Source organism: Yersinia hibernica (assembly GCF_004124235.1).
Classification (GTDB): Bacteria; Pseudomonadota; Gammaproteobacteria; order Enterobacterales; family Enterobacteriaceae; genus Yersinia; species Yersinia hibernica.
Window position 1 is genome coordinate 2,526,908 of sequence record NZ_CP032487.1, and the last position, 15,282, is coordinate 2,542,189.

Genomic DNA, 15,282 nt, shown 5'->3' on the forward strand with positions numbered 1-15,282 from the left:
TTTTTTATCCGGTAACTGATGACATATTGATACATTCAGGTAGAAAACCATTAGAGCATAGACGGGCCGTTGTTAAGAATCTGTGAATTTTCTCACAGATTGAAAACGGTTACACAAGAATAAATACGTAACTAGTGAGCGGCACCACAAATTGCGACAGAGTGCCGTGGCACCAAGGTAGGATTAAAACAATAAGTGGCAGCAGGGTCTAGCGCACGGCTAGCACCTTGAAGCGCCAACTCCGTGGCTAAAGTTGCCATAGAAACAATGGGATAGCGCACAGTCGTTAATTTGGGGCTGGTATAGCGCGCAATTGGGATGTCATCAAAGCCCACCAGCGAAAATTGTTCTGGAACACTGATACCGTTTTCTTTTAATACCGCCAGTGCTCCGGCGGCCATCAAGTCGTTATAGGCGAACACGGCACTGAGCTGTAAATTACGCCCCAGCAGGTCAACCATGGCCCGCTCCCCCCCGACCAAATCTGGAGTACCATAGGCGCGCCAAGTGTCAGGGACAGTAATACCGGCCCCCTCAAGCGCATTAAGGTAGCCGGTCTGGCGCTGTATAGCATCATCAATAGGGTGATTAGAACCGAGAAAACCGATGCGCTGGTGGCCCTGTTTGAGCAGCAAGCGACACACCATTTGCGCACCGCTAACATTGTCTAAACCTACACAGCGATGCTCAAATCCGGGAATTATCCTATTAATCAGAACCATACCGGGGATTTGGTCTAAAAAGGCAATTAATTCACCATCACTCAATGCCTTAGCATGCACAACTAGCGCATTACATCGCTGACGAAGTAGCACCTCAATGGCATGCCGCTCCTTATCTGCCTGATGATAGCTATTGCCAATTAGTAGATATTTTTGATGTTGCTGGGCGACAATGTCTACCGCTTTCACCAATGCACCAAAAAAGGGATCTGACACATCCATGACGACCACACCAATTGTATCACTGCTTTGATTGGCTAGAGCTTGGGCATTGGCATTTGGCCGGTAGCCCAATTCAGACACCGCTTTTAGCACCGCGGCTCGTGTTTCAGGGCGGATAGCGGCACTATTATTAAGCACTCGGGATACCGTAGCCAGCGAAACGCCAGCCCGTGAGGCCACATCGCGAATAGTAATACTGTTTCCAGCTGAATGCAGAGTGGCCATGAATTCATCCTGTGAATCTTATTTTATCAATAAGTCGCCATGCAGACAGTGAGTACAACCTATCATGGCCGGTGGCCTATCCTACCCAGTTTGTTGAAATTGCCACGTGAAATACGTCACAAGAAAGAAAACGTTTACATACAAATTTGCAACTGTTCAATCCTGCTGCAGTTATTGGCTTATTCAAGGCTTAGTGTTACGCGCTTGTAACGATTGACCGCAAGCATAGGCCGTTAACTTGCGCCAGAGCCATTCGACTGGCCCCTGTGGGAAATAATGTAGCCATAACAAGGAGAAAAGAATATTACCTAACCAAACAAATGGGACGACGGCTAATAATTGCAAACGATCCAATTGTTGATATAGGCCGAGGTGATAGAAGAGCAAAGTGCATATTAATGTCTGTAATAAATAATTGCTCAGTGCCATCCGGCCAACTTGAGACAGCCAATGACTGACTCGCCAGCCCGACAATGTCGGCCAAAAACCATACAATAAGGCCAGATATCCAATAGCTTGTAATGGCGCACCTAACTCACGGGGGACTTGTAGTAAAAAACCGGTCCATTGGAAATCCCATCCGACCATCCACTGTAATGCCACACCCGGGATTTGGATAATCAATGAAAACGGTATCAAAAAAGCAGCCAATAAACGGTAATGGCGCAAGCTGAATTCGCCACGTAGCCAACCACTGCGCATCAATCCAGCCCCTACTAGCATCGAACCGGCCAATTCCCAACCATATTGCGCGCCAATAGCAATCAAATTGGATGACAGCAGATCAAGCCGATTTTTCCAGGCCTCGACTCCGCCCTGTAATTTCCATAATTGCTCATATTGTAAATCTGCTAGCCCCGGTCGCCAGAAGCGGCCTGGCTCCCCGCTGGTGACAAAGCCCAGCAACAATAACACCGCCACTCCGAGCAAATAGAGCACCGCCCCCGTGCGCAGTAAACTGGCGGCATCTTTGGCATCACGAATCATTCTCCAGCACACTAGCCCAATCAAGCCATAGGCCAGGAGAATATCGCCATCCCAGAAAAAAATTCCGTGAATCAATCCCAATAACAATAAGAGAGAAAGCCGCGCCCGAATCCAACTTTTGCCGCGTTTCAGGAGCAGCTCAAGGCCGGCACCAAATAAAATGGCAAAAATAGAGAGAAACTTTGCTTGCGCGATAATATCCAGAATGGCCCATGTCCAGCTATCGGACTCGGAGGGCAAGCCAAGATAAGCGGGATTAAGATAAGCCGCTTTGGGTAGGCCGAAAGCACTAATATTGAGCAGAAGAATGCCAAGAATGGCCAGACCTCGCGCGCTGTCTAACGTGGCGATGCGTTGACGCATACCCGACATCCTGTATTTAGGGGCACCCATTGGTGCCCACGGGCAAAAGGCTAATTCGCCGTCGTGACGTTAGCTATTATGGCGAACAGCGCGCAGGAATTCCTGACGAGTATTCTGGCTGGATTTGAATAACCCGCCCAAAGATGTGGTGGTGGTGGCACTGGTCGCATCACGGATCCCCCGTGCTTTGACACAATAATGCACTGCATCGATCGAAACCGCGACATTATTTGTGCCTAATAAGGTCTGCAACGCCAACAAAATTTGCTGTGTCAACCGCTCTTGAACTTGGGGGCGCTGCGCAAAAAACTGCACGATACGGTTGATTTTGGATAAACCAATCACGCTATCTTTCGGAATATACGCCACGGTCGCTTTACCATCAATAGTCACAAAATGATGTTCGCAAGTGCTGGTCAGGGTGATATCCCGCACCGTAACCATTTCATCGACCTTCATTTTATTTTCGATCAGGGTAATTTTGGGGAAATTTTCGTAATCCAGTCCGGAGAAAATCTCATCAACATACATCTTGGCAATACGCCTTGGTGTATCAGCCAGGCTATCGTCAGATAAATCAAGGTTTAACAATTGCATGACTTGCGTCATATGTTCCTGAATCCGGATTTTGCGGGTTTCAGCATCTAATTCTTGTTTGCGCAATGGGGTTTCAAGGCCACGGGCCAGCAGTGCTTCATGAACCAGCTCAGCTTCTTTACTCAGCGATGACATTCTTTTCTCCAACAGGCGTACGTATCTGAGCCGGATAAACATGATGCAGATCACGCTCAGATTTTGCTCCCCACTTTAGTTGAGAGCAAAATGATTATCCAGTGATTGTTCTTGATAGCCAATGATTGTTCTTCATCTGCTATTGTTGTTTTTATCATGATGAAACTGTGGCATCGGCATTGGTGAGCATTTCACGCGCTCGCGCGGGGGTTTTAATCACTAAAGCACCGGCAATCATCAGTGCCACTATCGCCACATACAAAGCTGGCTCCAGCCGGTGGGCTAATGTGGTAGAAATCGCCGATAATATTGGCCCAACCAACTGCCCAATAGCATAGCCAGTGGTCAGCAAACCAGCCATATAGCGGGTATGTTCAGGTGCCAGTTCGCGGCCATGCTGCAGTGAAAGTTGCACCACACTGAGGAACCCGCCGCCGGTGAGTAATGCCCCTAACGCCAACCCACTGACTCCCGGCACCAGTTCGGCACACAATACCCCCAGCGCCTGAACCCACAATGTCAATGCCAGCCGCGTTTGCGCGGTGAGACAATGGCGCGTCAGAATCCCAATAATGATGCCAATCACCGCGGCCCCACCAAAAACCGGCCAGACAAATTGGGCAAATAAGCTATCCGGAAAGCGAGCAGTCGCCATCTGTGATAAAAAGGTCGCCGGCAAGATATAACCAAATCCGGCCAGGCTGTAGCTCCACACGAGCCGCTTCAGAGCCGGTGTTAAGATTAATGGCAGCGCAGCAATATGTGGGCGATGTAACTCGCCACTGCGCGGTAAATTAATACTAATGGCGGCAATGATAATCAACGCCAATGTGCCATACACCAGCCAGGCTTCACTAGCCGATAACCCATAGCTATGGATGAGAACTGCCAGCATGCCGCTGATGAATATACCGGCCCCCGGCCCAGCAAAGACCGCCGCACTCAGCGCCGGGCGGCCAAAATGCGCCAGCCGCTCATTTGTCCAGGCGGCAATCAGCACCATCGACCAACCGCTGGCCCAACCAATAGCAAACCGCACGATTCCATGCCACCACGCCCCATCGACGACCGCCGATAACAACGTTAAAGTTACCGCGCCCCATAGCCCTAGCCACAAACGGCGTTCGACATGGCGGCTAGCCCGCATGGCATCAAACGCGCCAAACAGATATCCCAGATAATTAAACGCCGCAACCAGCCCGGCCCCAGTCAGGGTGAATTGATGTTCGGCAATCATCAGCGGCACTTGGGGAGTGAAAGCAAAGCGGCCAATCCCCATGGCCACCACTAATGCCAGAAAACCACTTAATGCAATTCTTAATGCCATCTGCCCTGCCCGTGTATTGCTGTCAGCGTATTGCGCTGCCGGCCGATTAAAAGAAAGTTGCGAATATCATGCCCGAGCATTAGAATCACAAAAAATGAATAATACTCACCAAGTTCATCACGAAAAGAGAATATTATGGATCTGACTCAGCTGCGCATGTTTTGCTGCGTCGCAGAAACCGGCTCTGTTGCCCGAGCTGCGGAGCAAATGCACCGCGTTCCGTCAAATTTGACAACGCGCCTGCGCCAGCTTGAGATTGAGTTAGGCGCAGACCTGTTTATTCGTGAAAAACAGCGCCTACGCCTATCCCCCATGGGCCATAATTTCCTGTGCTATGCCAACCGCATTCTGGCGCTCAGCGAAGAGGCGCTGAGCATTACTCATGCCGGTGAACCCGCGGGCAATTTTCCACTCGGCTCAATGGAAAGCACGGCAGCGACGCGCCTGCCCAACTTGCTCGCGGCCTACCACCAGCGCTATCCCAAAGTCTCTTTATCACTGATAACCGGGACATCGGGTGAAATCATTGAACAAGTCCGGGCCGGAACACTGGCAACCGCACTGGTCGATGGCCCAGTACAACATGATGAACTGCACGGCTGCCGTTCTTTCGAAGAGCAGTTAGTTATCATTTCCTGTCTGGATCACCCGGCGATTGTGCAAGCCCGAGATGCCGTGGATGAAACCCTGTTTGCCTTTCGTCCGAGTTGTTCATACCGACTGCGACTGGAAAATTGGTTCCGCCAGGCGGGCTGTCTACCCGGGCAAATCATGGAAATTCAGTCCTACCACGCCATGCTAGCTTGTGTCGCGAGTGGTGCTGGCTTGGCGCTAATCCCACATTCAGTATTGGCCCTGTTGCCCGGTCACCAGCGAGTGCAAGTCCATCATCTGCCAGCAGAAATTGCCGAGACAGCAACCTGGCTCATTTGGCGTAAAGATGCTTTTAGCCCGAATGTTCGCGCGCTTAAGGAACTTATCATGGAACAGATTGAAACTCAGTGATGGAGCCGCTAGCAGCACCATAATTCAGACAATACTGTTTGCTGCCATCACGAAAGATCACCTGCAACATATATGATACATAAACAATATATTTATATAACACTCATCACGCAGAAGCTATAGGAGCAACACCATGGAGATGATTAAAACTCGCGCCGCAGTCGCATGGGGCCCGAACCAGCCGCTATCCGTTGAAGAAGTGGATTTGATGCCGCCGCAAAAAGGCGAAGTGTTGGTGCGCATTGTCGCCAGTGGGGTATGTCACACTGACGCCTATACTCTGTCAGGCAAAGATCCCGAGGGGGTATTCCCGGCGATTCTGGGCCATGAGGGCGGTGGAATTGTGGAAGCTATTGGTGAAGGGGTAACCAGTGTGGCGGTAGGTGACCATGTTATCCCGCTGTACACACCAGAATGTGGCGAATGTAAATTCTGCCGCTCGGGTAAGACCAATTTATGCCAGGCAATCCGCAGCACCCAAGGCAAAGGTTTAATGCCCGATGGCACCACCCGTTTTTCTAAAAATGGCCAGCCTATCTTCCATTACATGGGCACTTCAACTTTCTCTGAACTGACCGTCGTGCCAGAAATATCATTGGCAAAAATCAATAAAGAAGCGCCATTAGAAGAAGTGTGCTTGCTGGGTTGTGGCGTGACCACCGGCATGGGGGCGGTTATCAATACTGCTAAGGTAAAACCCGGTGACACCGTGGCTATCTTCGGGCTGGGTGGCATTGGTTTGTCTGCGGTCATCGGGGCACAAATGGCGGGTGCGAGTCGGATTATTGGCATCGACCTAAATACCAGCAAATTCGAGCTGGCCCGCAAACTGGGGGCGACTGACCTGATCAATCCAAAAGATTATGATAAACCTATTCAGGATGTCATTGTCGAGTTGACCGACGGCGGCGTGGATTTCTCATTTGAATGTATTGGTAACGTCAATGTTATGCGCTCAGCTTTAGAGTGCTGCCATAAAGGCTGGGGCGAATCCGTGATTATTGGTGTCGCGGGGGCTGGTGAAGAGATCTCAACACGGCCATTCCAACTGGTAACAGGCCGAGTCTGGCGCGGCTCTGCTTTTGGTGGGGTAAAAGGCCGCTCAGAATTGCCCGGAATTGTGCAGCAATATCTGGATGGAAAATTTGCCTTGAATGATTTCATTACACACACCATGGGGCTGGATCACATCAACGAAGCCTTTGATTTAATGCATGAAGGCAAATCTATTCGTACAGTGATTCATTTTGATAAGCCGTCACAAAACCATTCATCCCCCAACAAGTAAAGCAAGGAGGCAGACAAAGCATGAATACGTCACTTGAACTTCTCGAAGAGCACCGGATGTTTGGTGGATGGCAGCAGCGCTATCGCCACACCGCCAGCAGCCTGAATTGCAATATGACCTTCAGCATCTATCTGCCCCCACCGCGGGATGATAATCCACCAGCGGTGCTTTATTGGCTATCGGGCCTGACCTGTAATGATGAAAACTTCACATTGAAAGCAGGTGCACAGCGGGTTGCCGCGGAGCTAGGATTGGTTCTGGTGATGCCGGATACCAGCCCGCGCGGTGATGAGGTTGCTAATGATGACGGCTATGATTTAGGCCAAGGGGCAGGATTCTACCTCAATGCAACACAGGCTCCCTGGTCTGAACATTTTCATATGTACGACTACATCAGCCAAGAATTGCCCGCGCTAATCCGCCAGCACTTTAGTGTCAGTGGCCGGCAGTCTATCTGTGGTCACTCAATGGGCGGCCATGGCGCATTGATGTTGGCCTTGCGAAATCCACAGCTATACCAATCCGCATCTGCTTTTGCGCCCATAGTTAACCCCTGCCAGGTGCCGTGGGGCCGCAAAGCTTTTAGTGCGTATTTAGGCGCGGATGAAAGCCAATGGTTACAATATGATAGCTGCCATTTACTCGCACATGCGCAAACTCAACTGCCCATGTTGGTGGATCAAGGGGATGGGGATCAATTCCTTGCTGACCAATTGCAACCAGCGAAATTAGCCGAGCTAGCACGCCAGCATAACTGGCCGCTGACTCTTCGTATTCAGCCGGGTTATGACCATAGCTATTTCACCATAGCGACATTTATTGAAGATCACTTGCGCTTCCATGCGGAATATTTACATCGGTAATAAATATAGCGCTAACAGATATATCAATAATAATCTCAAGCCCCTTCGGGGGCTTTTTATTATATAGCAAACACCAGAATTTGACCTATTATGCCAATAACTCACAACCTGTTATTTGAATAATTAATAGTTTAAATCTTACAACTAACATGGCGAAAAAAACATTGATAAAATTGGAGAAAAGAATTACAAGTAAATAGCTTAATGCTGTTCAGCATTAAGTCACATCTAAAGGAAATCATTAAAATTGAGAGTTATATGCACACTTTACATCAACACGATGAGAAAACAAAAAACGCCAATTTAATAATATTAAAAGCCAAGTTGGAATCTTTAGAAAAATCATTTAAGAACAATACATTCACTATAAGTAACGATGATATTGCACACCTAACAAACAGTAATTTCAATAATAAAATAACCGCATGGAATTGGTCAAAAAGTTTTTCACAATAAAAAATAATTTAATGACAATGGGTTGAGGTGCATTTATTAGCATCTTAACCTCAATAATTAATCAGCTAACTACCATAATGGAAACATCATATACATTGATATGATACAGCAAAAAACGCCAATAATAATATCACTAGACTTTATTAAAACCAGTGAGATATTTCTATATGCTAACAAGTGAATTTTTCGATGATTTGAAAATCAACCCAATATCAAACCTATTAGCGATAGTCGTAACTGCTATTGGATTAATCTCATCATTTTTTGTTTTACTTCTTTATTTAACTGATTATCGTATTGAAAAGCAGCATGACAACTACAAAGATATTTATCGGATAGAAACACAGTTTAATCTACCTAATGGCGATGAAATAAAATCTGCACAAGCCCCCTTACCACTCGCGGCTGTATTAAAGAATGACAGAAATATCAAGCGGGTGGATTCTATTGTACGTATTTTTACCCGTTTACAATTTAACGGTAGAACACATTCAAATGTTGATATCTATGCAGTAAGTGATGATTTCTTTAATACAATCAATCCGTTACAACAAAAACCACCTCATCTGACGCATAATGAAATTATTATTACCCCAGAGTTTAATCGCCAATATCTTCAGTTAGACAATCCGCAAGGGCATATCATTACATTAGGTGATAGAGGGCAATTTCTTATTAAGGATGTGCTTGATCTCGATAAATCCAGTCGCTTTAAAACTGGAGCTTTCATCATATTTTCTCCAGAATTAATAGCGGGTTACCATGATAAAGGCACGATTGGTATGATACCCATGTCTATCTTTTTATCACTATGCAGCCGGGTAATGAACCAGACCTCGATCAATTGAACTCGCACGTTAAACAATACGCGCCCCAACTCCCGGGAGCCCCCTTTAGCCCCGAAGAATTTATTCAATTATCTGTCCGTAATATTGCTGATATCCATTACGATAATGCCCTGCCAGATGAGATAAGCTCAGTTATTTCAACTACACATTTAATTTTTTTATATACTTCTGGTTTATTTGTTTTTTTAACCACCACCATGAACTTCTTTAGTATTAATAGCCTAATTAATAAAAATAAGAAAAATAGTTTCTATGTGAAAAAAGCTGTAGGGGCCTCTCAATATCAGCTGTTGAGAGAATCATTTTTCATTGCAACACTACAAACTGTATTTATGTTGCTATTAGTCCTTTTCACTTTAACATCACTGATACAGCTATCTGATAGTGCTAGAGAAATTATACTCCTTCAAGGTAGCCGAGACTTATTAACTGCATTCTCTATTACCTTATCTGCAACTTATATCACTATTTTACTTACTCATACTTTATTTTTGGTTACTCTCACTCGCCCTAAAAATACCTATTACAGTGATATGTACACTCAACAACCTTGCATGCAAAACCTCATATTTTATTACAAATTATCGTTGCAGGAACCATTATTTACTTATGGGCTGGCATAATGACACAACTGCATTTCATGCAGAACAATAACTTTGGTTATGAAAAAGAAAACATTATGACATTTGCATTAACTGATGAGCTAAAATCGCAAACATTAATAAATAGGTTAAAAAATGAATTAAATGAAATAATTAACATAGACGACATCGCAATGAGCAGTTGGCGACCATTTGATATGTCAATAAATAAAACCTCGGTATACCATAACAATCAACAGGAAAAAGACAAACTCATTACAGTTAATACTCTTAATGTAAATAAGAGTTTTATTAAAACATGGGGGATAAAAACACTTTCTGGAAATGAAAACCTAATACTACCGAGTACCGAGTACCGAGTACCGAGTACCGAGTACCGACAGTAATATACATCACGCCATTGCCACTAAGTCTTTTATCGCATTAATGGGGCTAGATACATATGAACAGGTACTGAACAACTTATTCTATATTAACGAAAATGGCTCACTACAGACAGTGAGAATCCTAAGCATAGTTGATGATTTTTTTCTTGCAGATCGAGATGAGGCACCTTCTCCATTAATTATTTTTATTCAAGATGGTGTTCAGCGTTATGCAGCAATCAAGCTAAATAACCTAAGCGATCTTGGCACTGCAGAGAAAATCTTAAAATACTATCATATCAGCCCAGAACAAATAAAATCAGTCCGTAACTTGCATCAAGAACACTTTAACAATGAAAATCTAATAAAAAACACCATTAACACAGTCACATCAGTTTCAATTGTATTGATAATAATAAGCACAGTTATAGTTAGCATGGCTGAAGCAAAACGGCTAAATAAGACATTGCAGATAATGGAGTCAATTGGTGGTTCTATTTATACCAATATAATATTTTTCATACAACATAACCTAATTCATATAATAATAGCCGCAGGAATATCTCTTCCTATCAGTCTTTTACTATTGCGCCACTGGCTAAATCAGTACCATTGGGTTACTGGCGTATCTTATATTTATGCTACCAGCGCACTCTTTAGTTTCATTTTAAGTATCATTGTCATGATGACTATCACACTTATCTTTAGCAATAAGATATTAAAAATCGGGAAAAACAAATAATATTTATGGATACAAAAATTGAACAAAGAAGATTTATAAATAAAAATGCTAAATTGGTCATTATCTGCATTCTATTACTGCTTATCGGCAGTCTTTATTCTATTTATTACTTATCAACAACTCAACGCACTTTACTCGTTTCTCGCGAAGATGTTACTTTTCATATAATCACCCCTGAGGTATATCAAGAATTACTGATTACCAGGGCGATTACAATACCCAAGGAGAGCATAATCATCTCAAATGAGCATGGTGGAAAAGTCATTGAGATTACAAAACAAACCTTTGACACAGTAACTAAAGGCGATGTTATTGCAAAATTGTCGAACTATGATTTTATGCTGGAAGCGACATCCAGAATAGCGAGTATCGCTGAAAAAATAAACAATCTTCATAATATGAAAATACTACTTTCACAAGATAATCGAGATACAAAAATAAGATTACAAGAAGCAGAACATCAGACAACGGTCATATCAAAAGAGTTAAGAAAGCATCAGATTCTTGATAAAAAATCAATGATTACAAAATCCGAGTTAGAAAATCAAATCGATATGTTACAAAATTGGCAAACAAAACTAGATATATTGCGCGAACATAATGATAAGAACAAAGAAACATTGCCCTCACAATTTAGAAGCATTGAGGACTCTATTTCATTACTTGAGAGAATGATGAAAATGACAGAAGAGAGCATGAGCCAGCTTGTGATAACTGCGCCTATAGATGGCACATTATCAGTTTTGGATATTGAGTTGGGTCAGCAGATAAAGTCTGGAGAAAAAATTGCGGTAATAGATAATTTAGAATCATATTATTTTAATGTTTACTTTAGTGAGTATTATCTCGATAAGATAATACCTCAGAGCCATATTGTTTCACAAATAAATGGCCAAGAGATCCCACTTCTTATCGAATCAGTCTCTAGTATTGTTGAAAATGGAAAATTTAAAGCTAAATTAATACCGTATCAAGATAGCATCTCCCGCCTTAAAAGAGGGCAATCAATTGAAATAAAAATATCATTACAAGAAGATAATAATGTTGCATTACTAGTACCAACAGAAAGTATTATCTCGGAAAAAAATGGTAACAGCTTCATCTATATTTACCAGTCAGAAAAAAACCAAGCCATTAAGTCAAAGATAGATATCAAACGAAAACGCGGGCTAAAAACAGAAGTCACGGCAGGATTAATAGCAGGACAACAGATTGTTATTCCTCCTGATAATAACAATAATGAATACGATATTATCGAGTTTAAATAACATGCTAAAAATACAAAATGCTGAAAAGTGTTATATCACTAAAACAATAAAAACCAAGGTTCTTAACCATCTTAATTTCTCTGTAGAAAAAGGGGATTTTGTTTCGATCATGGGTCCATCAGGATCAGGTAAATCGACACTGCTCAATATCATTGGCATGTTTGATAACTTGGATAGTGGATCGTTAGCTATCGCGGGGCAAGAAATCACGAACTTGAGCCACTCACAGAAAGTCATTATAAGAAGATCGCTAATAGGGTATATTTTACAATCATTTAATCTTATACCCCACTTATCTATCTTTGATAATATTGCTTTACCTCTTAAATATCGTGGTGTCAGCAAAAAAGATCGTATTGAACGAGTAAATCATGTTTTAAATCTATTCGATATTGATAACCGAAAAAATCATAAACCAATACAATTATCAGGAGGTCAGCAACAACGAGTGGCCATTGCCCGGGCAATGGTATCTAAACCCGAATTACTTTTAGCTGACGAACCCACTGGAAATTTAGACAGCAAAAATGTCCATGCGGTACTTCAGCAATTAAAATATATAAATGAAAATGGCACGACCATTATTATGGTCACGCATTCAAATGATGCTGCCACTTATGGAAACAGAGTAATAAACATGAAAGATGGACATCTTATATAACTAAAGTGATAAAAACAGTATTTATGGTTCATTACTGCATACAGATTTAGCCGACCTCTTAGCCCTCTCATCCCATAATCAACAAGCCGTCGGTGAGGAAAAAGCAGCTACTCAAAAAATGCAGTATTGCCGGTGGTTTTCTATTTGTCATGGTGGTTGCCCCCATGACCATATTATAAATCGCAAACATTCTGACGGATATAATGATACATGTTGTGGGACTGGGCATTTGCTGGCTACCATCCAAAATTATATAGCCAATAACTACTGAAACCATATTGCTGTAGCTTCAGTAGTATATTATCAGTGTTTATCATTTATTTTACAAATCAACCTCTTGCCCTTTACGATGTAATTTTAGGGAAACTAGGAATGTCAGGAAGCACATTGCCGATACATACCAAAAGAAGCTGTTTTCCATATCAAATGACTTGAGTGAAAGCGCCACATATTCGGCACTGCCACCAAACATAGCATTGGCGACAGCATAAGATAAACCAACCCCTAGCGCCCGAACCTCGGGTGGAAACATTTCTGCTTTCAGTAATCCACCGATGGAAGTATAGAAACTGACAATAATCAGCGCGGTGACAATCAACATGAAGGCGATATAAGGGCTAGTCACATCTTTTAGTGCATGCAGAATTGGGACGGTCAATAGCATTGATAATAATGCAAATGTCAGCATAGAGGTGCGCCGACTAATACGGTCGGATAATGCACCAAATAACGGCTGGATTATCATGAAAATAAATAGCGCGGCGGTCATCACCAAGCTGGCCGTTTTTACATCCATCCCAGCTGTATTTACCAGATATTTCTGCATATAAGTGGTGTAAGTGTAAAAAGAAAGCGAACCACCGGCAGTGAAGCCCAAGACCATAATAAAGGCACGCCGGTTTTTCCACAGCCCTTTTAAACTACCGGCATCTTTTTTGCTGCGTGTTTTTTCATCCGAAGTTTCATTTAGTGAGCGGCGTAAATATAGTGCAACCACAGCTAGCAGCGCCCCGAGCACAAAAGGAATACGCCAACCCCAACTGTGTAATACTTCTGATGATAAGGTTTGCTGTAGCAAAACCAGCACCAATAATGCCAATAATTGGCCGCCTATCAATGTGACATATTGGAAGGAAGCATAAAAACCTTTGCGCCCTTTCACGGCGACCTCACTCATATATGTGGCACTAGTGCCATATTCCCCTCCGACGGATAATCCTTGGAATAGGCGAGCGACTAATAGCAAAATAGGTGCCAGGCTGCCAATTGAGGCATAAGTTGGCAAGCAAGCAATCATTAATGAGCCAGCACACATCATATAAACGGAGATAAGCATGGAGAGTTTACGTCCATGTTTATCGGCAATATATCCAAATAGCCAGCCACCAATTGGCCGCATCAAAAAACCAGCCGCAAAAACACCCGCTGTTTGTACTAACTGGGTCGTAGGATTATCACTAGGGAAAAAAAGCGGCGCAAAGTAGAGAGCACAGAACGAATAAATATAAAAATCGAACCATTCAACCAAATTACCAGAGGATGCTCCAACAATGGCACGGATTCTCTGCCGTGTATCTGCTTGCTCTGTCAGGCGTGCTGATTGTGAAGATTCACTCGTCTCTAATGATGTTGTTTCAGCCATATTGATACATCTGCCATATCGTTAAACGTCCATGCCAACATAAACTCAGCGCTGAAAAACCTCAGATACTGAGTTCCCATTTATATATTGTTAGATTGTTATATATTGGTAACAATAGCGTTTCAATCAACGTTATAGTGGAGACTGCAGTTTAGGAAAAACCTTAAATCATCCTGTGATGCCAAACAGATAAAAATGTCGTTTCGACTTCTGGATAAGAACTTTTTTGTGAACATAGCGACAAAACTGCTGATTGCCAAAGCAATAATAGTCGCCAGTGCAGATATATCGCTGGCAACTATTACTCGACTCTTTTGGGATTAAAATACTGACCCTGGCTGGAGTAAAAAAGCTTGTTCTTCAGCACTGGATACACGGCCGAGAATAAGGTTGCGGTGGGGATATCGGCCAAAGCGGTCAATAATTGCTTTATGACGCAATTCGTAATCCAGTTGAACCTCATTACCTAATTCGGTATATAACTTTAATGCCTGTTGATGAATTAATGGGGATTCTGAATGCATAAAGGGTAAATAGAGAAAACCACGCTGCGTATTTGATAACTGATCCGCTTGACCACTTCTGACTGCTTCTTGTGCCAGCACCAATGCCATACCATCGCAGGAAAAAGAGCTGGGTAAATCCCGGAATATATTTCGGCTGAACTGATCCAATATCACTATTTCAGCCAGACGCCCCTCAATATTCTGTCGCCAATGTGCCAATTCCCCTTTAGAGGCCGCTTGCCAAAAAGCGCCAAAACGCTGACGTAAATCAGCATCAAAATCTTCATCCTTTTTGAACCACAACTCCGGTTCTATCTCGCTAAACCAGAATTTAAGAATTTTTTGATAGTCCATGTTCCCCTCCTGTTTTGCTTGGTAAAAGCAAATACCGATAAAAAAGAGCGCTAGAACTCAAGACACTATCAGACTGCGACCTCTTTGCCTCCCATCAATTCACC

The 15,282-nt window shown here is 43.4% G+C and carries 16 protein-coding genes and 1 pseudogene; 11 read left to right on the forward strand and 6 right to left on the reverse strand.

Features of this window, described 5'->3' with window-relative positions; all coding sequences use genetic code 11:
- Positions 1 to 131 precede the first annotated feature (131 nt).
- The 4 genes from galS to D5F51_RS11965 form a co-directional block, all read right to left on the reverse strand.
- Positions 132 to 1,169 carry an HTH-type transcriptional regulator GalS gene (gene galS / locus D5F51_RS11950; protein ID WP_025377749.1) on the reverse strand — a complete coding sequence of 346 codons (1,038 nt, stop codon included), beginning with the start codon at positions 1,167 to 1,169 and terminating at the stop codon, positions 132 to 134.
- Between the two features lie 183 nt (positions 1,170 to 1,352).
- On the reverse strand, positions 1,353 to 2,519 hold the full coding sequence (yeiB, locus tag D5F51_RS11955) for a DUF418 domain-containing protein YeiB (RefSeq protein WP_129196978.1): 1,167 nt from the start codon (positions 2,517 to 2,519) through the stop codon (positions 1,353 to 1,355).
- 69 nt (positions 2,520 to 2,588) lie between these two features.
- On the reverse strand, positions 2,589 to 3,251 hold the full coding sequence (folE, locus tag D5F51_RS11960; protein ID WP_050075194.1) for a GTP cyclohydrolase I FolE: 663 nt from the start codon (positions 3,249 to 3,251) through the stop codon (positions 2,589 to 2,591).
- Positions 3,252 to 3,405: 154 nt separating this feature from the next.
- On the reverse strand, positions 3,406 to 4,578 hold the full coding sequence (locus tag D5F51_RS11965) for a YbfB/YjiJ family MFS transporter (RefSeq protein WP_129196981.1): 1,173 nt from the start codon (positions 4,576 to 4,578) through the stop codon (positions 3,406 to 3,408).
- A 135-nt stretch (positions 4,579 to 4,713) separates the two neighbouring features.
- On the opposite strand from D5F51_RS11965, the gene ptrR reads away from it, so the two are divergent.
- The 11 genes and pseudogenes from ptrR to D5F51_RS12005 all read left to right on the forward strand — a co-directional run.
- Positions 4,714 to 5,583 carry a putrescine utilization regulator PtrR gene (gene ptrR / locus D5F51_RS11970; RefSeq protein WP_129196983.1) on the forward strand — a complete coding sequence of 290 codons (870 nt, stop codon included), beginning with the start codon at positions 4,714 to 4,716 and terminating at the stop codon, positions 5,581 to 5,583.
- Positions 5,584 to 5,716: 133 nt separating this feature from the next.
- Positions 5,717 to 6,871 (forward strand): S-(hydroxymethyl)glutathione dehydrogenase/class III alcohol dehydrogenase, encoded by a 1,155-nt coding sequence (locus D5F51_RS11975; RefSeq protein ID WP_162301731.1) that lies wholly within the window; start codon positions 5,717 to 5,719, stop codon positions 6,869 to 6,871.
- Positions 6,872 to 6,891: 20 nt separating this feature from the next.
- The gene (gene fghA / locus D5F51_RS11980; RefSeq protein WP_129196986.1) at positions 6,892 to 7,734 is read left to right on the forward strand and encodes an S-formylglutathione hydrolase; all 843 of its coding nucleotides are present in this window, start codon (positions 6,892 to 6,894) and stop codon (positions 7,732 to 7,734) included.
- A 258-nt stretch (positions 7,735 to 7,992) separates the two neighbouring features.
- Positions 7,993 to 8,190 (forward strand): darobactin family peptide antibiotic, encoded by a 198-nt coding sequence (gene darA / locus D5F51_RS11985; protein WP_129196989.1) that lies wholly within the window; start codon positions 7,993 to 7,995, stop codon positions 8,188 to 8,190.
- A gap of 167 nt (positions 8,191 to 8,357) precedes the next feature.
- Positions 8,358 to 9,038 (forward strand): ABC transporter permease, encoded by a 681-nt coding sequence (locus D5F51_RS22990; protein WP_425471819.1) that lies wholly within the window; start codon positions 8,358 to 8,360, stop codon positions 9,036 to 9,038.
- Complete coding sequence (locus D5F51_RS22995; protein WP_425471820.1) at positions 9,035 to 9,661, forward strand: hypothetical protein; 627 nt, start codon at positions 9,035 to 9,037, stop codon at positions 9,659 to 9,661. Before D5F51_RS22990 ends, D5F51_RS22995 begins: the two co-directional genes overlap by 4 nt.
- A complete protein-coding gene (locus D5F51_RS23000; protein ID WP_425471821.1) occupies positions 9,661 to 10,026 on the forward strand; it encodes a hypothetical protein in 366 nt (121 codons plus the stop codon). Before D5F51_RS22995 ends, D5F51_RS23000 begins: the two co-directional genes overlap by 1 nt.
- A gap of 112 nt (positions 10,027 to 10,138) precedes the next feature.
- Positions 10,139 to 10,747: a hypothetical protein gene (locus D5F51_RS23005; RefSeq protein WP_425471822.1), complete on the forward strand. Its 609-nt coding sequence runs from the start codon at positions 10,139 to 10,141 to the stop codon at positions 10,745 to 10,747.
- Between the two features lie 5 nt (positions 10,748 to 10,752).
- A complete protein-coding gene (gene darC, locus D5F51_RS11995; protein WP_129196992.1) occupies positions 10,753 to 12,015 on the forward strand; it encodes a darobactin export ABC transporter periplasmic adaptor subunit in 1,263 nt (420 codons plus the stop codon).
- A 1-nt stretch (position 12,016) separates the two neighbouring features.
- A complete protein-coding gene (darD, locus tag D5F51_RS12000) occupies positions 12,017 to 12,676 on the forward strand; it encodes a darobactin export ABC transporter ATP-binding protein (protein WP_129196995.1) in 660 nt (219 codons plus the stop codon).
- A 7-nt stretch (positions 12,677 to 12,683) separates the two neighbouring features.
- A pseudogene (locus tag D5F51_RS12005) lies at positions 12,684 to 12,947 on the forward strand (darobactin maturation radical SAM/SPASM protein DarE); the annotation flags it as partial.
- 51 nt (positions 12,948 to 12,998) lie between these two features.
- Here D5F51_RS12005 and D5F51_RS12010 read toward each other — a convergent pair.
- Positions 12,999 to 14,318 carry an MFS family transporter gene (locus D5F51_RS12010; protein ID WP_025377743.1) on the reverse strand — a complete coding sequence of 440 codons (1,320 nt, stop codon included), beginning with the start codon at positions 14,316 to 14,318 and terminating at the stop codon, positions 12,999 to 13,001.
- A 320-nt stretch (positions 14,319 to 14,638) separates the two neighbouring features.
- The gene (locus D5F51_RS12015; protein ID WP_087769128.1) at positions 14,639 to 15,178 is read right to left on the reverse strand and encodes a DUF924 family protein; all 540 of its coding nucleotides are present in this window, start codon (positions 15,176 to 15,178) and stop codon (positions 14,639 to 14,641) included.
- Positions 15,179 to 15,282 lie beyond the last annotated feature (104 nt).